Origin of the sequence: Sinorhizobium saheli, from assembly GCF_001651875.1 — a bacterium.
Lineage (GTDB): Bacteria > Pseudomonadota > Alphaproteobacteria > Rhizobiales > Rhizobiaceae > Sinorhizobium > Sinorhizobium saheli.
Genome location: NZ_LNQB01000083.1, coordinates 384,419 through 404,325, shown reverse-complemented (window position 1 = coordinate 404,325; position 19,907 = coordinate 384,419). Strand labels below are relative to the sequence as shown.

Annotated in this window: 16 protein-coding genes; 11 read left to right on the top strand and 5 right to left on the bottom strand. The window is 64.9% G+C overall.

Features of this window, described 5'->3' with window-relative positions:
• Positions 1 to 9: 9 nt before the first annotated feature.
• From ATB98_RS21590 to ATB98_RS21575, 4 genes are read left to right on the top strand one after another with little or no spacing between them, the layout of a single operon-like run.
• Positions 10 to 1,161 (top strand): acyltransferase family protein, encoded by a 1,152-nt coding sequence (locus tag ATB98_RS21590; RefSeq protein ID WP_066877452.1) that lies wholly within the window; start codon positions 10 to 12, stop codon positions 1,159 to 1,161.
• A 15-nt stretch (positions 1,162 to 1,176) separates the two neighbouring features.
• Positions 1,177 to 2,280 (top strand): glycosyltransferase family 2 protein, encoded by a 1,104-nt coding sequence (locus tag ATB98_RS21585; protein WP_066877249.1) that lies wholly within the window; start codon positions 1,177 to 1,179, stop codon positions 2,278 to 2,280.
• Position 2,281: 1 nt separating this feature from the next.
• A complete protein-coding gene (locus ATB98_RS21580) occupies positions 2,282 to 3,316 on the top strand; it encodes a glycosyltransferase family 2 protein (RefSeq protein WP_066877247.1) in 1,035 nt (344 codons plus the stop codon).
• Positions 3,317 to 3,321: 5 nt separating this feature from the next.
• On the top strand, positions 3,322 to 5,115 hold the full coding sequence (locus tag ATB98_RS21575; protein ID WP_066877245.1) for an ABC transporter ATP-binding protein: 1,794 nt from the start codon (positions 3,322 to 3,324) through the stop codon (positions 5,113 to 5,115).
• A 260-nt stretch (positions 5,116 to 5,375) separates the two neighbouring features.
• Here the strand turns inward: ATB98_RS21575 and fba are convergent, their stop codons facing one another.
• On the bottom strand, positions 5,376 to 6,419 hold the full coding sequence (gene fba / locus ATB98_RS21570) for a class II fructose-bisphosphate aldolase (RefSeq protein WP_066877243.1): 1,044 nt from the start codon (positions 6,417 to 6,419) through the stop codon (positions 5,376 to 5,378).
• A gap of 250 nt (positions 6,420 to 6,669) precedes the next feature.
• On the opposite strand from fba, the gene ATB98_RS29115 reads away from it, so the two are divergent.
• The 5 genes from ATB98_RS29115 (at position 6,670) to ATB98_RS21550 (ending at position 12,457) form a co-directional block, all read left to right on the top strand.
• Positions 6,670 to 6,900 carry a hypothetical protein gene (locus tag ATB98_RS29115; RefSeq protein WP_153435823.1) on the top strand — a complete coding sequence of 77 codons (231 nt, stop codon included), beginning with the start codon at positions 6,670 to 6,672 and terminating at the stop codon, positions 6,898 to 6,900.
• Positions 6,901 to 7,154: 254 nt separating this feature from the next.
• Positions 7,155 to 8,750, top strand: a complete 1,596-nt coding sequence (locus ATB98_RS21565) for a peptide ABC transporter substrate-binding protein (protein ID WP_066877241.1) — start codon at positions 7,155 to 7,157, stop codon at positions 8,748 to 8,750.
• Positions 8,751 to 8,807: 57 nt separating this feature from the next.
• The gene (oppB, locus tag ATB98_RS21560; protein WP_066877240.1) at positions 8,808 to 9,731 is read left to right on the top strand and encodes an oligopeptide ABC transporter permease OppB; all 924 of its coding nucleotides are present in this window, start codon (positions 8,808 to 8,810) and stop codon (positions 9,729 to 9,731) included.
• Positions 9,724 to 10,854, top strand: a complete 1,131-nt coding sequence (locus ATB98_RS21555) for an ABC transporter permease (RefSeq protein WP_066877238.1) — start codon at positions 9,724 to 9,726, stop codon at positions 10,852 to 10,854. The genes oppB and ATB98_RS21555 overlap by 8 nt, the downstream gene beginning before the upstream one ends.
• A gap of 1 nt (position 10,855) precedes the next feature.
• Positions 10,856 to 12,457, top strand: coding sequence for an ABC transporter ATP-binding protein (locus ATB98_RS21550; RefSeq protein WP_066877236.1), 1,602 nt, complete (start codon positions 10,856 to 10,858; stop codon positions 12,455 to 12,457).
• 140 nt (positions 12,458 to 12,597) lie between these two features.
• On the opposite strand, the gene ATB98_RS21545 is transcribed toward ATB98_RS21550, so the two are convergent.
• Both ATB98_RS21545 and ATB98_RS21540 read right to left on the bottom strand, forming a co-directional pair.
• Positions 12,598 to 13,941, bottom strand: coding sequence for a sigma-54-dependent transcriptional regulator (locus ATB98_RS21545; protein WP_066877234.1), 1,344 nt, complete (start codon positions 13,939 to 13,941; stop codon positions 12,598 to 12,600).
• Positions 13,938 to 15,761: a sensor histidine kinase gene (locus tag ATB98_RS21540; RefSeq protein ID WP_066877232.1), complete on the bottom strand. Its 1,824-nt coding sequence runs from the start codon at positions 15,759 to 15,761 to the stop codon at positions 13,938 to 13,940. Before ATB98_RS21540 ends, ATB98_RS21545 begins: the two co-directional genes overlap by 4 nt.
• 251 nt (positions 15,762 to 16,012) lie before the next feature.
• On the opposite strand from ATB98_RS21540, the gene ATB98_RS21535 reads away from it, so the two are divergent.
• Both ATB98_RS21535 and ATB98_RS21530 read left to right on the top strand, forming a co-directional pair.
• On the top strand, positions 16,013 to 16,945 hold the full coding sequence (locus ATB98_RS21535; RefSeq protein ID WP_066877230.1) for a VOC family protein: 933 nt from the start codon (positions 16,013 to 16,015) through the stop codon (positions 16,943 to 16,945).
• 90 nt (positions 16,946 to 17,035) lie between these two features.
• A complete protein-coding gene (locus ATB98_RS21530) occupies positions 17,036 to 17,638 on the top strand; it encodes an alpha/beta hydrolase (protein ID WP_066877228.1) in 603 nt (200 codons plus the stop codon).
• Positions 17,639 to 17,641: 3 nt separating this feature from the next.
• Here ATB98_RS21530 and ATB98_RS21525 read toward each other — a convergent pair whose 3' ends face one another.
• Both ATB98_RS21525 and ATB98_RS21520 read right to left on the bottom strand, forming a co-directional pair.
• Positions 17,642 to 18,754: an ABC transporter permease gene (locus ATB98_RS21525; protein ID WP_066877226.1), complete on the bottom strand. Its 1,113-nt coding sequence runs from the start codon at positions 18,752 to 18,754 to the stop codon at positions 17,642 to 17,644.
• Between the two features lie 2 nt (positions 18,755 to 18,756).
• Positions 18,757 to 19,902 carry an ABC transporter permease gene (locus ATB98_RS21520; protein ID WP_167354102.1) on the bottom strand — a complete coding sequence of 382 codons (1,146 nt, stop codon included), beginning with the start codon at positions 19,900 to 19,902 and terminating at the stop codon, positions 18,757 to 18,759.
• Positions 19,903 to 19,907: the final 5 nt, after the last annotated feature.

The following is a 19,907-nucleotide window of genomic DNA, read 5'->3' as shown; positions in this document are numbered from 1 at the left end:
GGGATGACCATGCGGATTTTGCGCGACCGCCAGTTGGATGGCCTGAGAGCCGTCGCCGTCATGCTGGTGCTCTACGCGCATTTCCTGGCGGTCGACGGCTCGCATTGGGGCCACATCGGCGTGCGGCTGTTCTTCGTCCTGAGCGGTTTCCTGATTACCCGGCTGCTGCTCGACGCGCGGGATGCCGCCCCCTTTGAATCGGGGACCGTGCTGAAGGCCTTCTACATCCGCCGGGCATTGCGCATCTTTCCTCCCTATTTCCTGGTCCTGGGCCTCGTCTGGCTCCTCGATCTCGAGCGCTCCGAAAAGGTATTGGCGTGGCACGCGCTCTACCTCTCGAACTTCTGGTACGCGCTGCAAAACGAATGGGTGCCCTGGGTTCTCTGTCACACCTGGAGCCTCAGCATAGAGGAGCAGTTCTACCTCGCCTGGCCGCTCATCATCCTGTTGGCGCCGCGCCGGTCGATCGCCCGGATTTGCGTCGGCGTCATCGCCTGCTCGCTTGCCTTCCGCCTCTATTGGCCGCTCACGGCCACGCCGTCGCTCGCACGCGACCTCCTGCCTCCGGCCTCGATGGATGCGCTCGGCGCCGGCGCGCTCCTGGCTGCCAGTCCGTCCTGGCGCAAGGGCTGGCCGCGCTGGGCGCAGCTCTCTTGGTTGCCGCTGTCGCTCCTCTCACTCGCCCTGCTGTGGCTTAAACCCGCTGCCATGACGCCGTCGCTGGCATGGCTCGCATGGGTCGGACTGGAGGTTTTTCCGATCCTGCCGCTCGCGATGCTGGTCGGCGCCTGTTCCAGGGGGCGTGGCGGGTCGCTCGGACGACTGATCGAGCTGCCGCCGCTGACGGCGCTCGGACGCATCAGCTATGGCGTCTATCTCTTTCATGCGGTGATCCTCGCCCTTGTCGTCGAGGCGCAGCGCTTCATTCCCGTCAATGTCTCGCAGCAGGGCATCGGGCGGTTCGTCGTCGCCGGAGCGCTGACGCTGGTCGTCGCTTGCCTGTCATGGCTCTTCTTCGAAAAGCCGCTCAATGCCCTGAAGCGCCATTTTCCCTATGTCCGTCCGATCCTCGGAAGAGAGGCGCGCGCGGATCGCTACGCCGCCTATCTCGGCGATCCGGTCGGCGGCGGCAAATCCTTCCGCACCTCGGACCTTCAATAGCGCGGGAGCCGAACCATGCCGATACCACTCGTCTCCGTCCTGCTGCCGATCTACAACGCGGAACCCTATCTGGCCGCCGCGCTCGAAAGCATCCTGCGGCAGGACCATGAACGCCTGGAAGTGATCGCGATCGATGACGGCTCGACCGACGGCTCGCTCGGCATCCTCGAGCGCTATGGCAAGTCCGATCGCCGCGTCTTGATCGTTTCCCGGGAGAACCGTGGTCTCATAGCGACCCTGAACGAGGGCCTGGAGCTCGCAAGCGGCGAACTCGTGGCCCGCATGGATGCCGACGACATCGCCTATCCGTCGCGCCTGTCGCGGCAGGTCGCGCTCTTTTCCGAGCAACCCGGCCTCGCGCTCTGCGGCAGCGGCGTCGATATGTTGATCGGCAACCGCATCGTCCGCGGCGAGCCCAACCCGATCTACCGGCTGGGCAGCCTGCGCATTTTGTCGATGTTCTTCACCGTCTTCATGCATCCGACCGTCGTCTACGACCGGAGAGTGATACCGGAGGCCTTGCTCCGCTACGACGCGAACTATGTGCACGCGGAAGATTTCGACCTCTTCAGGCGGATCACCGATCGCTTCCCGGCCGCGATGATCGACGATGCGCTGGTCGCCTACCGGATCCACGACGGCAGCGTCACCAACAAGCACAAGCGGCAGATGCGCCGCACCCATTTGCGCATCGTGGCGGAAAACCTGGAGCGGGACGGCCTCCTCGACGATACCGGCGCGCTCGACGAAATAGGTTTCGCGGTAACGAAGGAGACGGTCGAGTGCGCCGCCGAGTGGGTGCTCGCGCTCGAGCGGGAGATCGCGTCGCGGCCGAGTGAGCTGCGCCGCGTCTACGAGGAGGGCGCTCGGTGTTTCTTCTATTTCCTCTACCAGCTCATCGCCGATGAGGGGCGGCCGCAACTGACGCACTTGTTCCTGACGCGGACGGGACGGTGGGGCCTCATCCGCCGCCGCGAACGATACGGACTGTTCGCGGGCGCGCGCGCGCCCTGGTGCAGCCGCCTTTCGTTGGCGGCGGCGCAGCGGGTGGATCGCCTGGCGCGCTACCTGCGATCCGTGCCCGCCGCGAGCGTGCTTTCCAGGACAGGCTCAACCTGAAATGATTGATCATCCCGCAACAACGCAAAGGCGAAGGGAGCCGACGGCCGCGCGGCCGGTCTCGGTCGCTGCCGTGTCGAGCGGCTCACGGCCGTTCGCGAGCTTCATCGTCTGCACGCGCAACCGCGTGTCTGCGCTTCGAGCCTGCATCCGCTCGATCGAGGCCGCATGTCGCGCCCACCCGGCCGTCATGAGCGAGCTCGTGATCGTCGACAACGGTTCGACGGACGGCACTGCGGAGGCACTGGTGCGCATCGCAGCCGCGTCGCCGATTGCCGTCGCCCTCGTCGCCGAGCCGCGCCCGGGACTGGCCGGGGCGCGCAACGCCGGCATGGCGCGGGCACGCGGCCGAGTGCTGGTCTTCATTGACGACGACTGCGAGGTGGACGCACACTACCTCGCCGACCTGCAGCGGCACTACGGCCACGGCGAAGAGCGCGTCATCCGCGGCGGTCGCGTCGAACTCGGCAATTCCCTGGACCTGCCGTTCACCGTCAAACGGTCGAGAGTGGCGGCGCGTCTGAGCCCGGATATCCATCCCGGCGGTTTCGTGCTTGGATGCAACATGACCATGCACCGCGACGTGGCCGCACTCATCGGCCCCTTTGACACACGCTTCGGCGCCGGCGCACCGCTGAAAGCGGCGGAGGACACCGATTACCTGGTGCGCGCCTATAATCTCGGCATCCCGGTCGAATACGTACCGGACATGCTCGTCCATCATCACCACGGCCGGCGGGCGCGCGCGGCAATCGAAAGGCTTCACCGCGACTATAGTCTCGGCAATGGCGGATTGTGCCTGAAGCATCTTTTCACCGCGCCCTGGCTTTTAAAGCATTTCTGCTGGACGGTGAGATCGGCCTGCTGCCAAGCCTGCGGCGGAGCGAGATTCGACCCCGAACTGCAACTGTCGCACTGGCCGATCGTTTCGATGAACCTGCTCGGCGCCGCCCGTTTCGTGCGCCTTGCCATGACCGGGCCGGCGCCGCGGGCAGAAGCCTGTCCGATCGACCAGGCAGCGGCAAAACCGAGGTGAGGGCCATGCTCAAATTCCTGGTGCCCGGTCTGCAACTGCTGCGCGACGCGCTGGGGCGGCAATTGCGCCTGCTGCCGGCGGTGGTCGTGCTGGGTCTTGCCAGCGCCGCGCTCGAGGGCGCCGGCATCGGCCTCATCATCCCGATGCTCGGGATCATCGCCGGCGATGACCAGCCGGCCGGCCTGAGCGGGATTTCCGCGGTCTTCCAGCAGATCGGCGAAGGGCTGGGCGACGGCGAGCGCCTGCTCGTGATCGCCGCTGCCGTCCTGGCGCTGATCACGCTCAAGAATGTGCTCGCCTTCGCCAACACGCTGCTTACGACCTTCATCTACGGCAAGGCGAGCCATTCCATCCGCAGCGCCCTTTCGGATCAGCTCCTGCGGATCGGCTATCCGTTTTTCCTGCAGCATAGCCCCGGCCGCCTGCTCAACATCATCTCCAACGAGTCATGGCGCGCCTCCGACGCGATCCAGACCGTGCTCGCGGCGATCGTGCACGGCTCGGCTGCCGTCATCCTGCTTTCTTTCCTGCTTCTCCTGTCGTGGCAGATGACCCTGTTCGTCGCCTTGGGCCTCGTTCTCGTCCAGCTCGCCCATGCCGCAGTCTCGGCAACGCTCAGGCGTCCGAGCCGTGAGGTGACGTCCTTCAATGGCGAGCTCGCCGCCAGGATGCTGCATCTTGTCCATGCCGGGCGGCTCATTCGGGTGTTCGGCCAGGAGGCACGCGAGAAGGCCACCTTCGATGGAGCCTCGGACGCGGTTCGCCGTGCGGGCTTTGCCTTGCAGGCCCGCCAGGGCGCCCTGCCGCCGATGACGGAGGTGCTCCATTCCGCGCTGTTCCTGGCGGCGGTGGTCGGCGCCTGGCTCTCCGGCGTGAGCTTCCCGGTGATCGTCGCTTTCGTGGTGCTGCTCTATCGCCTGCAGCCGCACATGCGGGCCCTGCAGATGTCGTGGAGCCAGATCCAGGGCTGGAGCGGTTCGCTCGAAGAGGTGCGGTGGCTGCTGGATTCGTCCGACAAGCCGAAGCCGCCTTCGGGCAGCGAACCGGTCGACGGCCTGGGCGAGGGCATCAAATTCGATCGCGTGACGTTCCGCTATCCCGGATCGGAGGCGCGTCCCGTGGTGCTGCGCGAGGTGAGCTTCGACGTCCTCAGCGGTCGTTCGACGGCGATCATCGGCCGCTCGGGCGCCGGCAAGACCACGATCGTCAATATGCTCTGCCGCTTCGTCGAGCCCGACGAGGGGCGCATTCTGATCGACGGAGTGCCGCTAGACCAGATCGATCCTGGGGCGTGGCGGCGCCAGATCGCGGTCGCGAGCCAGGATCTCGAACTGGTGGACGGCAGCATCCTGGAGAACATCACCTACGGTCAGAGCGCGACCCTTGCGGAAGCCGAGCGCGCGGCGAGGCTGGCGGAGGCGCACGGCTTCATCGAAAAACTGCCGCAAGGCTATCAGACGGTGGTCGGCTACCGGGGCGCAAGCCTCTCGGCCGGGCAGCGGCAGCGGATCGCGCTCGCCAGAGCCCTCGTGCGTGATCCGGCAATCCTGATCCTCGACGAGGCGACGAATGCGGTCGACGGGCTTTCCGAAGCGGCGATCGTCGAGACGCTGAGATTGAGGGCCGGCCGCCGCACGACCATCGTCATCAGCCATCACCGCAGCACGATTTCGTTCTGCGACGACGTCGTTGTCCTCGGCTCCGGCCGCGTCAAAGGCCGGGCGTCGCTCGCCGATGTCGCCTCCCTCAGCATGGATCAGCTCTACGAGCACGAGACGCGGATGGAGCGGCAGGGTTAGGGCCAGGAGTTAGGACGCGCAAAGGCGAACGCGGTGCACCCATCCGGGTACACCGCGCTCGCAATCGCTTGTCGTTTGCCTGAGGCGACATGCATCAGGCATGTCGCGCAAAAGTGTTCAGCGGTTTTGCGACAACGACATGCGTAAGAAACAAAGACCTAGAGCGGGATGCGCCCGCATGTGTTCGCGCCACCGCTCTATCTGCTTGTTTTGGCCGCATTTGTGCGACGTCGGGTGATTCCGCCTGACTGCAAAATGCTTTAGGCGGCCGCGTAGCGTTTCGCCATTTCCGGCAATCTCAGCACCCGGATCTTCGATGCCTGGCCGGCGGCGCGGAAGGCCTCGAAGCGCTCCTTGCAGACCTCCGTCATGTGGGCGATCGCCGGCTTCAGATAGTTGCGCGGATCGAAATTCTCCGGATGCTCGAGGTGATGCTTGCGGATTTCGCCGGTGAAGGCGAGGCGCAGGTCGGTGTCGATGTTGACCTTGCGCACGCCGAGCGGAATGGCCTTCTGGATTTCCGAGACCGGCACGCCCCAGGTCTTCTTCATCTTGCCGCCATAGGCATTGAAGAGCTCCTGCAGGTCGGCCGGCACCGAAGACGACCCGTGCATGACGAGGTGCGTGTTCGGCAGGCGTCTGTTGATCTTGGCGATCGTCTCGATCGACAGGATCTCGCCGTCGGGTTCGCGCGTGAACTTGTAGGCGCCGTGGCTGGTGCCGATCGCCACCGCAAGGGCGTCGACGCCGGTCTTGGAGACGAAATCGAAGGCCTGGTCGGGATCGGTCAGCAATTCCTCGCGCGACAGCTTGCCTTCGAAGCCGTGCCCGTCCTCCTTGTCGCCGGCGCCCGTTTCGAGGTTGCCGAGGCAGCCGAGCTCGCCCTCGACCGAAACACCCGCCGCATGCGCGATCTTCACCACCTCGGCGGTGACGGCGACATTGTATTCATAGCTCGCGACGGTCTTGCCGTCCTTTTCGAGCGAGCCGTCCATCATCACCGAGGTGAAGCCGTTGGTGATGGCGGAGATGCAGGTCGACGGCTGATCGCCATGATCGAGATGGAGACAGACGGGGATATGCGGATATTCCTCGGCCGCGCCGAGGATCAGGTGGCGCAGGAAGGCATCGCCGGCATAGGCGCGCGCACCGCGGCTTGCCTGGAGGATCACGGGAGAGTCGGTCGCGTCCGCCGCCCGCATGACGGCCTGGATGTATTCGAGATTGTTCACATTGAAGGCCGGAAGCGCGAAATTGTTCTCCGCCGCGTGGTCGAGCAGTTGCCGCAATGTGATCAATGCCATTCGAAATCTCCCTGATGCTGCGCGCCCACTCCAGGCGCCAAGATGAGCGGTCGACGCCGCCGGTAAGCGGGCCGCGCACCGGCCCCGAGGAGGCGTGTGAACGCGCTCGAGTGCCTCTGAAACCGGTGCGCCGGACCCAAGTCAAGGGCACAATAATCTATGGAAGCCTTTTGGCAACCGGCGCCGGGCAGGGGCCGTGTCGTTGATGAACGTGCGTCAGCGGAATTGCTGTGGATGAAAAGCCGTTCCGTTGAAGATTGCCCTACTCGCTTTCTGGTTGGTGGCGTCGGACTTCCGCGAAGTGCTCGCCAACGGAAAAATTCGGCGGAGCCAGACGTCGCGGAAATGGCCGGGATCGATCCTGCGGCGGGTCGTGGCTCAAGACGTGCGCAGCCCCGGATCGCAAAATCATTGCGAAAGAGGCGGCGAATTTTTCTGCATATTACGTAAAGTGCCGATTCCCTTCATGATGTTTGCATGACAGCCTGACCATCGCATTCGGGGGAGCCGCGGCGTGACCGTTCGAAAAAATCTAAAACGTTGCAGTTGGCCGCGCAGGGCGCATAATTCTCCGGTCCCCCTCGTCTGGAAATCGTCGCGAAGGAGCCGCAACCATAGCGCTAATCAGAATTTCGTTTTATAAAGGAGGGTGCAGAAATCGCCTTGCCTTTCCTGCGAAATTGCACTTCTCTCCTGCAATCAACCACACGCAAAACGAGGGGAAGGAGAAGAAAAATGGCTTCACTGAAACTCACACTCAGCGCCGCGCTCATCGGCTCGCTGCTCGTCGGCGCAAGCCCGGCACTCGCCGAGAACGTGCTTCATCGCGGCAATGCCGGCGAGCCGCAGACGCTCGACCAGGCGCACACCTCGATCAACATCGAGGAGTTCATCCTCAAAGACCTCTATGAGGGCCTGACGATCTACGACGCCGCCGGCAAGATCGTGCCCGGTGCGGCCGAAACCTGGGAACTCTCGGATGACGGCCTCGTCTACAAGTTCAAGCTGCGCGCCGATGCCAAGTGGTCCGACGGCTCGCCGGTGACGGCCGAGGACTTCGCCTTCTCGTTCCGCCGCGTCGAGGACCCGAAGACGGCCGCCGAATACGCCAACATCCTCTTCCCGATCAAGAATGCCGAAAAGGTCAACAAGGGTGAGCTGCCGGTCGACCAGCTCGGCGTCAAGGCCGTCGACGAGAAGACGCTGGAGGTCACCCTCGAGCGCCCGACACCGTTCTTCCTCGAGCTGCTCGCGCACCAGACCGCGCTTCCGGTCAGCAAGGCGAGCGTCGAAAAGAATGGCGCCGACTTCGTCAAGCCGGGCGTTATGGTCTCCAACGGCGCCTTCAAGCTGATGGCGCATGTGCCGAACGACAGCCTGACGGTCGAGAAGAACACGAACTACTGGGACGCGGCCAACGTCAAGCTCGACAAGGTAATCTTCTACCCGATCGACGACCAGGCCGCCTCGGTGCGTCGCTTCGAAGCGAAGGAGATGGACCTCGTCTACAACTTCTCGGCCGACCAGATCGACCGGTTGCGCAAGTCCTATAACGACCAGGTGCACGTCTCGCCGACGCTCGCCACCTATTATTACGCCTTCGACACGCGCCAGGAGCCCTATAGCGACGTCCGCGTCCGCCGCGCGCTCTCGATGGCGGTCGACCGCGACTTCCTCGCCAAGGAGATCTACAGCGGCTCGCAGCTGCCGTCCTACTCGATGGTCCCGCCGGGCATCGAAAGCTACGGCGAACCCGCCAAGGCCGACTTTGCAGACATGTCGCAGCTCGACCGCGAGGACAAGGCGATCGAGCTGATGAAGGAAGCGGGCTACGGCGAGGGCGGCAAGCCGCTCAACATCGAAATCCGCTACAACACCAACCCGAACCACGAGCGCGTTGCGACGGCGGTAGCCGACATGTGGAAGAACACCTTCGGCGCCAAGGTCTCGCTCGTGAACCTCGACGTCTCCTCGCACTATGCCTACCTGCAGGAAGGCGGCAAGTTCAACGTCGCGCGCGCCGGCTGGGTGGCCGACTATGCCGACGCCGAGAACTTCCTGGCGCTGAGCCTCAGCACCAACAAGACCTTCAACTACGGCCACTTCGAAAACGCCGAATACGACGCGTTGATGAAGAAGTCCTATGAGGAACAGGATCCGGCGGCACGCGCGAAGATCCTGCACGAGGCCGAAGCCCTCCTGATGAAGGAACAGCCGATTGCGCCGTTCCTGACCCAGGCGGACCTCTGGCTCGTCTCGGACCGCGTCAAGGGCTGGCAGGACAATGCGCCGAACGCGCACTTGAGCAAGTTCCTGTCGATCGCCGAATAACGAACTGAAGCGACGCGCGGGGCACCGGTTCCCGCGCGTCGTTTCCGGAGCAAGTCCATGATCGCCTTCATCCTTCGCCGACTGGCGAGCGCGGTGCCGACGCTGTTCATCGTCGTCACCATATCCTTCTTCCTGATGCGTTTTGCGCCCGGCGGCCCCTTCAATCTCGAGCGTCCTCTCCCCCCCTCCACGATGGAGAACCTGATGAGGACCTATCACCTCGACCAGCCGCTCTGGCGCCAATACATCACCTATCTCAGCAATGCGGTGACGGGCGACTTCGGTCCGAGCTACATCTACCATGACAACAATGTCGCGCAGCTGATCGGCAAGGGCCTGCCCTATTCCATGGAGCTCGGCTTCTACGCGCTGGTCCTGGCCGTGGTCGGCGGCGTCGTCGCCGGCACCATCGCGGCGCTTCGGCAGAACAGCTTTCTCGACTTCACGATCATGTCGGTGGCGACGATCGGCGTCACCGTCCCGAACTTCGTCGTTGGCCCGGTGCTGACCCTCGTCTTTGCCATCGTGCTCGCCTGGCTGCCCGCCGGCGGCTGGGGAGACGGATCGTTGCGCTTCCTGATCCTGCCGATGATCGCGCTCGCCCTGCCGCAGCTCGCCGTGTTCGCGCGGCTTACCCGCGGCTCGATGATCGAGGCGCTCAATACCGACCATATCCGTACGGCGCGTGCCTACGGCCTGCCGCCGCGGGCCGTCGTGGTGACGCATGCGATGCGCGGCGCGCTCCTGCCGGTCGTCTCCTACCTGGCGCCCTGCGCCGCGGCCCTTCTCACCGGTTCGGCCGTGGTGGAGACGATCTTCACCATTCCGGGGGTCGGCCGCTATTTCGTTCTGGGCGCGATCAACCGCGACTACACACTGGTGATGGGCACCGTCATCCTCATCGCCATCTTCGTCATCGTCTTCAATCTCGTGGTCGATATTCTCTACGGCCTGCTCGATCCGAGGGTTCGCCATGACTGAGATCGTCCAGACCCCCGTATCGGCGCCCGAAACTAGGGGCCGCAGCCTCTTCCAGCTTGCAGCACTTCGCTTCCGCCGCAACCGTGCCGCCATGGCCGGCTGCGTGATGCTGGCGCTGATCGCGCTCTTCTCCTTCATCGGGCCGTTCTTCTCGCCGCATACCTACGACCAGGTCTTCCCGTCCTATGTCTCGATCGGCCCGAGCCTCGAGCCGCGGCCGGATACCTCGACGCTCCGGGACGTGATGGAGGGCGTGGCGACACGTGCCCGCGTGACGCTGCAGGAGTTCAATGTCGAAGGCGAAACCTTCACCGCCACCGTGACGTCCGAGCAGCCGATCGACCCGCGGGCCACGCGCTATTTCGACCGGGCGAACGAATTCGAGAACACCAAGGTCGTCGCCACCGAGGATGACGGCCGCAGGCTGAGGGTCGAGGGCCAGGTCGACCGCGAATATTTCCCGTTCGGCACCGATTCCAACGGCCGCGACTTGCTGGTCCGCGTCATGCTGGGAGGGCAGATCTCGATCGCCGTCGGCCTGCTCGCGAGCCTCGTTTCGCTCGGCCTCGGCGTCGTCTACGGCGCGACCTCCGGCTATATCGGCGGGCGCATCGACAATGTCATGATGCGCCTCGTCGAGATCCTTTATTCGCTGCCCTTCGTCTTCCTCGTCGTGGTGCTCGTCGTCTTCTTCGGCCGCAGCTTCATCCTGATCTTCCTGGTGATCGGCGCAGTCGAATGGCTGGACATGGCGCGCATCGTGCGCGGCCAGACGCTGGCCCTGAAACGGCGCGAATTCGTCGGCGCGGCGCAGGCGCTCGGCCTGACCGACTGGCAGATCATCCGCCGGCACATCATCCCGAACACGATCGGCCCGGTGATCGTCTTCGTCACCGTCGTCGTGCCGAAAGTCATCCTGCTCGAGAGCTTCCTGTCGTTCCTCGGCCTCGGCGTGCAGGCGCCGCTGACGAGCTGGGGCGCGCTGATCTCCGAAGGGGCAAACAATATCCAGTCGGCGCCATGGCTCCTGATCTTCCCGGCCATCTTCTTCGTCGTCACGTTGTTCTCGCTGAATTTCGTCGGCGACGGCCTGCGCGATGCGCTCGACCCGAAGGACCGCTGACATGACAGAGATCAACGATTCCATCCTGGCCGTGCGTGGCCTCAAGGTCGATTTCTCGACGCCGGACGGAACGGTCGAGGCGGTCAAGGGCATAGACCTCGACGTGCGCTCCGGCGAGACGTTGGCCGTGGTCGGCGAATCCGGGTCCGGCAAGAGCCAGACCATGATGGGCATCATGGGGCTCTTGGCCAAGAACGGCCGCGTCGTCGGTTCGGCGCGGTATCGCGGCCAGGAACTCGTCGGCCTGGCGCCGAAGGCGCTGAACAAGGTGCGCGGCTCGAAGATCACGATGATCTTCCAGGAGCCGATGACCTCGCTCGATCCGCTTTACACGATCGGCCGCCAGATCGCCGAGCCGATCGTGCACCACCGCAACAGCACGTCAAAGGAGGCGAGGAAGCGCGTCCTCGAACTCCTGGAACTCGTCGGGATTCCGGAGCCGGCGCGGCGTATCGACAGCTATCCGCACGAGCTTTCCGGCGGCCAGCGGCAGCGCGTCATGATCGCCATGGCGCTCGCCAACGAACCGGACATCCTGATCGCCGACGAGCCGACGACGGCGCTGGACGTCACCATCCAGGCGCAGATCCTTGAATTGCTGAAATCGCTGCAGAAGCGCTTCGGCATGGCGATCGTGCTGATCACGCATGATCTGGGCATCGTCAAGCATTTCGCCGACCGGGTCGCGGTCATGCGCCGCGGCGAGATCGTCGAAGAGGGGACGACCGCGGAGATTTTCGAGCGACCGAAGGCCGATTACACGAGGATGCTGCTCGCGGCCGAGCCGAGCGGCCGCAAGGCGCCGCCCGCCGACCACGCGCCGATCATCCTCGAGGGGCGCAACGTGGCCGTGGACTACAGCATCCCCGGTGGACTCTTCCGCGGCGCCGCTTCCGTCTTCCGGGCGGTCGACGGTGTCAATCTGCGCCTCAGGCAAGGCCAGACAATCGGCATCGTGGGCGAATCCGGCTCGGGTAAATCGACCCTTGGACGGGCGCTGCTGAGGCTCTTGCCGAGCAGCGGCCATTACCGTTTCGGCGCGACGGACATTTCCGGTTTCGATCGGGGTGCGATGCGGCCGCTGCGTCGCGAACTCCAGCTCGTTTTCCAGGACCCCTACGGCTCCCTGTCGCCGCGCCGGACGGTCGGCGAGATCATCACCGAGGGCCTCTATGTGCATGAGCCGGACCTCGGCCGCGCCGAGCGCGACCGGCGGGCGATCGCCGCACTGAAGGAGGTCGGCCTCGATCCCGCTTCGCGCAACCGCTATCCGCACGAATTTTCCGGCGGTCAGCGCCAGCGCATCGCGATCGCCCGCGCGATGATCCTGAAGCCCAAGGTGGTGATCCTCGACGAGCCGACCTCGGCGCTCGATCGCTCCGTGCAGGGGCAGGTGATCGAACTCCTGCGCGACCTGCAGCAAAAGCACGGCCTCTCCTACATCTTCATCAGCCACGACCTTTCGGTCGTCAAGGCGATGTCGGACTATGTGATCGTGATGAAGAACGGCCGCATCGTCGAGGAAGGGGAAACGGACGCGATCTTCGAGGCACCCAAGGAGACCTATACGAGGACGCTGATCGGCGCGGCGTTCCACGTGTAAGTCGGTTCGTTTTCACCGGCGAGCGCCCCTCATCCGCCTGCCGGCACCTTCTCCCCATCGTGAATGGGGAGAAGGCACTCGCGGCGGCGCCTCGTCATCCCAAACCCGATGGCTTGGGCCGCCTTGCCACGATCCGCCACTCACGGCTCGTCCGTCAGTGCTCTCTTGTCGAGCCCGAACTTCTGCATCTTTTCGTAGAGCGTCTTGCGGGAAATGCCGAGCGTTTCGTAGACGGGCTTCAGCGCTCCGCCATGGGCTGCGAGCGCGCTGGCGATGACGCTTTTTTCGAAGGCGGCCACCTTGTCGGCGAGGCGCTGGGTATCGGCCGGCGGCAAGACCTCGTCCCGTTCTACATCGAGGCCGAGCACCAGCCGCTCGGCGGCGTTGCGCAGTTCGCGCACATTTCCGGGCCAGTCGCGGGCTGCCATTTCTGAGGCAAGCGACGGCGAGACCTCGATCTCGCCGCGGCCGTAGCGCGCGGCGGATTCGCGCACGAGTTGCATGAAGAGGAGAGGGATGTCGGAGCGGCGCTGGGAAAGCGGCGGCACGCGCAGCGTCGCGACATTGAGGCGGTAGAGCAGGTCGGCGCGGAAGCGGCCGGCCGCGACCTCGCGTTCCAGGTCCACCTTGCTGGTGGCGATGAAGCGCACGTCGAGCGGCACGGTCTCGTTGGAGCCGAGCCGGGTGATTACTCGCTCCTGCAGCACGCGCAGGAACTTCGCCTGCAGATCGAAGGGCATGGAGCCGATCTCGTCGAGCAGGATCGTGCCGCCGCGGCCATGCTCGAACTTGCCGTAGCGTGGCCGCATCGCCCCCGGAAAGGCACCGGGCTCGTGGCCGAAGAGCTCGCTCTCGATCAGGTTTTCCGGAAGCGCGGCGCAATTGATGGCGATGAAGGGGCCGCTGGCACGGCTGCTCAGATCATGGAGCGCGCGGGCGACCACCTCCTTGCCCACGCCCGTATCGCCGATGATCAGCGTGTCGGCGTCCGATGCGCCGATGGCCCGCACCCGGTAGCGCAGATCGACCATCACCTGGCTGCGTCCCGGCAGGCGGTGTTCGATGTCGTCCCGCTTGCCCGCGACGGCCCTCAGGCGGCGGTTTTCGAGGACGAGGCCGCGCCAGTCGAGCGCGCGGCGGATGGTCCCGGCGAGCGCCTGTGCGGTAAAGGGCTTCTCGACGAAATCATAGGCGCCCTCGCGCATCGCCCGGACCGCGAGCTGGACGTCGCCGTGGCCGGTCACCAGGATCACCGGCACCTCAGCATCGATTTCGCGGATGCGCTGCAGGAAGGTCATCCCGTCCATGCCGGGCATGCGGATATCGCTGATGACGACGCCGGGGAAGCTGAAGCCGATCAGTTCCAGCGCGTGTTCCGCACTCGCGAAGGTGTCGACGCGGAAGCCCGCAAGCTCCAGCGCCTGCGCGCTCGAGCGGCGCAGTTCTTCTTCATCGTCGACGAGCAGGACACGGCTGTCGTTCATTCGGCGGCCTCTCGTTCGGCCGGGTCGGTGATGAGCAGTTCGATGCGGAACACGGCGCCTCCTTCGGGATGGTTCGATACCGCCAGGCTGCCGCCGAAGTCCTTGACGATGTTGTAGGAAATCGAAAGACCGAGGCCGAGCCCCTTGCCGACGCCCTTGGTCGTGTAGAACGGATCGAATATCCGTTCGGCGATTGCGGCTGCGACGCCGGGGCCGTGATCGCGCACCGTCAGGACGGCCCTTTCGTCTTCGCGCCGCGCCTCGACCGAGATGCGGCGATCGTCGAGCCCCTCGACGGCGTCCGCGGCGTTGGAGATGACGTTGACGAGCACCTGCTGCAGGCGGACCGAACCGGCCTGGACGATGAGCGGCTCGGCCCCGAGATCGATGTCCAGCGTCGCGCCTGCCGCCTTCAGGCGCGCGGCGACGATCTCCACCGTGTCGCGCATCACCTCCTCGACGCGAACGGCGCCGAGCTTCTCGTTGGGTTTGCGGGCGAAATTGCGCAGGTGCCGGCTGATCGACGCCATGCGGTCGATGAGGCTGGAAATGCGCCGGACATTGTCGCTCGCCTCGGCGGTGCGCCCGCGCTCGATCAGCAGGGCGGCGCTGTCGGCATAGGTTTTGGCCGCCGCCAAAGGTTGGTTGAATTCATGCGAAAGCGCCGCCGACATCTGGCCCAGTCCGGCGAGCTTGCCCGCCTGGATAAGGTCCGCCTGGGTCTGGCGCAACTGCTGCTCGGTAAGCCGCCGCTCGGCGACCTCCGCCTCGATCCGGACGTTGACGCGCGCGAGGTCGGCGGTGCGTTCCTCGACCCGGCGCTCGAGTTCCTCCTGGGCCTGCTCCTGCATCAGGATGCGCTCGCGGAGCCGCGTCCGCCGCTGGACGATGATCGCGACGGCAAGGCCGGCAAGGCAGAGGAACAGCATCGCGGCTGCAACGGTGGTCAGCGCCTGCGTCCGGACGGAGGCGGTGTCGGTGAGCACGTTCACGGTCCAGTCCGCTTCGGGCATGTAGTGCGAGAGGACGAGGTATTCGCGTTCGCCGCCGGTGTTGATCGTCATCAACCGGTGCCCGGAAAGCACGCTTCGCGCCGCCGGCAGCGGGTGGAGAACGGCATTGGCATAACGGCGCGAGGCTTCGGTGCGGGCAAGGCGATCCGGCGTCAGCGGCAGGATCCCGGCATAGAGCCATTCCGGGTTTCCGCTCATGAAGATGATGCCTTCCGGATCGGAGACGAAGATCCTGTATTCGCCGCCCCGCCAGGACGCCTCGATGGTTTCGATGTCGACCTTGAAGACGATGACGCCGCGGATCTCGCCGCCGACGCGGACCGGCGAGCCGAAATAGTAGCCGCGCTTCAGCGAGGTCGTGCCGAGCGCATAGAAGCGGGACTGCTCCCCGCGCAGCGCATCCTGGAAATAGGGCCGGTAGCTGAAGTTCTCACCGATGAAGCTTGCCGGGCCGTCATAGTTGCTGGCGGCGATCGTGTCGCCATCCGGCGTGATGACGTAGATGTCGGAGGATCTGAGGAGCCCGTTGATCTCCTTGAGATAATCGTTGACGGCCGCGCGCAGCCGGCGGTCGCGCGGACGCGTGACCAGTTCCTTGACATCGTCATGGTCGGCGATCAGCGCCGGCAGGGCCTGATAGCGGTTGAGATGGCCGCTGAGGGCGGAAACGGCGAGCCTGAGCGCCGTATTCGCCTGCGCCGATGCCTCCTGCATGTAGCTGCGCGTGGCGAGCGCCGTTCCCTGCACGGCGACCATCGTCGCGGCGATCGGCAGGAGTGAGAGCACGAGCAGGAAACGGTATTTCACGGGATGCCCGGGCTCCTCCTCCCTCGCGTCTTTCCGAAAGTCTGCGCGTGGCGCCGACGGCGCTTGCGCTCAGATCGTAAAAGGCGGCCCGAGCCGTGGCAAGCCGTAGCGGCCGTGCTCAACGGCGAAGAGAAGTCGTCAATGCGGCGTTGACAATGCGTTGTCCACAGCGGCCTTTCGCAATCGGCGTCGAGAGCGCATCTAATCGGCAGCAGCGCCCGCATCGACGCGGGGCAGAGAGGTAGCCAACCATGCTCGACCAGATCAAAGGCTTGCATCACGTAACGTCGATGGCGGACGACGCCCGTATGAACAACCATTTCTTCACCAACACGCTCGGCCTTCGCCGGGTCAAGAAGACCGTGAACTTCGACTCGCCGGATGTCTACCATCTCTACTATGGCGACGAAATCGGCACGCCGGGCACGGTGATGACCTATTTTCCGTTTCCGCAGATGCCGCGCGGGCGTGCCGGGACGGGCGAGGTGGGCACGACGGTCTTTTCCGTTCAGGAAGGCTCGCTCGGTTTCTGGCGCGATCGGCTTCACGCGCTCGGCGTGACCGGTCTCAAGGAAGAGGAGACCTTCGGCGAGAAACGGCTGTACTTTGCCGGCCCCGATGGTGACGGATTCGCGCTCGTCGAGGTCAGGAATGATCCGCGCACGCCCTGGACCGCGGGCGGCATTTCCGAGGACCACGCGATCCGCGGTTTCCACTCGGTCGCCATGCGGCTGCGCGACGAGGGCGCGACGGCGGAACTGCTCAAGTTCATGGGTTACCAGGAGCTCGACCGCAAGGACGGCGTCACGCGGCTCATCGTGCCGGACGGCAATGGCGCGAGCCTCGTCGACCTCGAGACGCTGCCGAACGTCAACCGTGCCGCGCAAGGCGCGGGCTCCGTGCACCATGTCGCCTTCGCCGTCGACAACCGCGAGAAGCAGCTCGAGGTGCGCAGGGCGCTGATGGACACCGGTTACCATGTGACACCGGTCATCGATCGCGATTACTTCTGGGCGATCTACTTCCGCACGCCCGGTGGCGTGCTCTTCGAGGTCGCCACCAACGAACCGGGCTTCGACCGCGACGAGGATGTCGCCCATCTCGGCTCGGCGCTGAAGCTGCCGCAGCAGCACAAGCACCTGCGGCCGATCCTCGAAAGCCATTTGCAGAAACTCGAGGACTAGGCCGTAGTAGAGGCATCTTCCTGAGGCGAAAGGTCTTAAAGTCAAATGAGATAGTCGTCGTCTGACCAGTTGATGATAAAGGAGAATTCCATGGTCGATCATGGTTATGTTTACAAGTTGAAGGCCGGCGAGCCCGGCCGTCCGATCCTCTTCGTTCTCCACGGCACGGGCGGGGACGAGACGCAGTTCTTCGATCTCGGCACGGGGTTGCTTCCGCAAGCGACGGTCGTCTCGCCGCGCGGTGACGTATCCGAGCGCGGGGCCGCCCGCTTCTTCCGGCGAACCGGCGAGGGGGTCTATGACATGGCGGACCTTTCCCGCGCCACGCAGAAGATGACTAACTTCGTGAAAACCCTTGCCCGCGAGCACGAAGCCTCGGAGATCATCGGCGTCGGTTACTCGAACGGCGCCAATATCCTTGCCAACGTGCTGATCGAGGAAGGGGTCTTCGACAGGGCTGTGCTCATGCACCCGCTGATCCCTTTCCGGCCGGGGGACAATCCGGCGCTCGCGGGCCGCCGGATATTGATCACCGCCGGCGAACGCGACCCGATCTGTCCGGCACCGCTGACGCAGACGCTCGCCGATTACTTCAAGGCGCAGAAGGCGACCGTCGCCCTCGAGTGGCATTCCGGCGGCCACGAGATCCGCCAGAACGAGATTGCTGCGGCCGAGCGGTTCGTGAGCGCGTGAACTTCACTCCAGCCGGCGGCGGAAGAGCCAGGCGGCGGCGGAGAGCGTGACGATGGCGATCAGGCAGAGCGGCACGGTCTGGCGGATTACCTCGGCGAGCGGGATATCCTTGAGGAATACTCCCTTTACGATCACCAGGAAGTAGCGCAGCGGATTGATGAGCGTCACCGGCTGCAGCCATGCCGGCATGTTCTCGATCGGTGTCGCGAAGCCGGAGAGCAGCATTGCCGGCACCATGAAGAGGAAGGCGCCGAGGATCGCCTGCTGCTGCGTCATGGATAGCGCGGAGATGAAGAGGCCGACGCCGACGACCGCGGCGAGATAGAACACCGCGCTGCCGTAGAGGAGCAGGAGCGAGCCGCGCAGCGGCACTCCGAAGATGAAGACCGCCGCAAGGATATAGATGCTGATGTGGAAGAGCCCGATCATCATCGGCGGGATGAGCTTGCCGAGCAGGATCTCGTGCGTGCGCAAGGGCGAGACGATCAACTGGTCGAAGGTGCCGAGCTCCCGCTCGCGGGCGACGGAGAGGGCGGTGACGATGAGCCCGATCAGGAGCGCGATGCTCGCGACGAGGTTCGGCACCATGAACCACTGATAGGTGAGATTGGGGTTGAACCAGTTGCGCGGCTCGATCCGGATCGCCTCGGAGCCCGTGCGCTTGCCGGCGGGCGTTTCGGCGGCGAGCGTGCCGACGATGCGGCCGAGATAGCCGGAAACGATCTGCGAGGCATTGGAGCGCCGCCCGTCGAGGATCACCTGCACCTCGGCCGGCTGCCCCGCTTCGATATCGCGGGAGAAGGTTGGACCGATTTCCAGTGCCGCGAGCACGCTCTGGGTGTCGATGGCGAGACGGACTTCCGCCGGGCTGGCGGCCAGCGTGACGCTGCGGAAGGTCGGCGATCCGCCGATCCGCTGGATGAGCTCCTGGCTCCAGTGACCATTGTCGCGATCGAGCACCATCAGATCGACGTTCTTCACCTCGAGCGTTGCCGCATAGGAGAAGACGAGAAGCTGGACGATCGGCGGACCGACCAGGATCAGCCGCGCCTTCGGATCGCGCAGCACCGCCAGCAGCTCCTTGACGATCAGCGCTTTCAGTCGCGTCCACCACATGCTCAGCCGATCCTCTTTCTGGTGCTGCGCGCCGCAAGCGCGAAGAAGACGCAGCCGATCAGGAACATCACCGCGATCGCCCTGGCGAACATCGGCCAGATGTCGCCGGCGAGGAACACCATCTGCAGGCTGGGGATCAGGTAGCGTGCCGGGACGAAATAGGTGAGCCACTGGATGACGGTCGGCATCGAATTGATCTCGAAAAGGAAGCCAGACAGGAGGAAGGCCGGCAGGAAGGCCGAGATCAGCGCGAGCTGCGAGGCGAGGAACTGGTTCTTGGTGGCGGCGGAGATCAGCAGGCCCTGCCCGAGGGCCGGCATCAGGAACGTTGCCGAAAGCGCGTAGAGCGCCGCGACCGAGCCGCGGAAAGGCACGCCGAAGAGGAAGACGGCGAGCAAGACGCAAAGCGTCATCGAGGTCAGGCCGAGGACGAAATAGGGGAGCAGTTTGCCGGCCAGGAGCTCGGCGGCCGAAACCGGCGTCGCCATCATCGCCTCCATCGTGCCGCGCTCCCATTCGCGCGCCACGACAAGCGAGGTGAGCAGCGTCCCGACAAGCGTCATGACGATGGCGATCGAGCCCGGAACGAGGAAGTTGCGGCTCGTCAGCTCAGGGTTGAACCAGAAGCGCTGTTCGGCGGCGATCGCCGGTTGCGGGCTCCGCCCCTCGTTGGCGCGCTGACGCTCCCAATTGGCAACTGCGCCTTGCGCATAGTTCTGCACGAAATTGGCGGTGTTCGGATCGGAGCCGTCGACGATCACCTGCACGGACGGATGACGCCCCGCCGCATGGTCGGCGGCAAAGCCTGCGGGGATGACCAGGATGCCGCGGACGCGGCCGAGAGCGAGATCGTCCTCGAATTCGCGCCGGTCACGGCCGCTGACGACAAAAAAGTAGCGCGAGGCCTCGAAGCTCGCGGCAAGATCGCGCGTCAGCGGCGTCGCCTCCTCGACGACGAGGGCGACGCGTGTCCGCGTCGTGTCGAGCGAAACGCCATAGCCGAAGAGGAAGAGAAGGATCATCGGCAGGATGAAGGCGATCAGGATGCTGCTCGGATCGCGCACGATCTGATAGCTTTCCTTGCGGACCAGGGCGGCGAAGCGCCGTGCCCGGCCGGCCCGCTCCGCCTCGAGGTCGATCTTGCGCATGACGT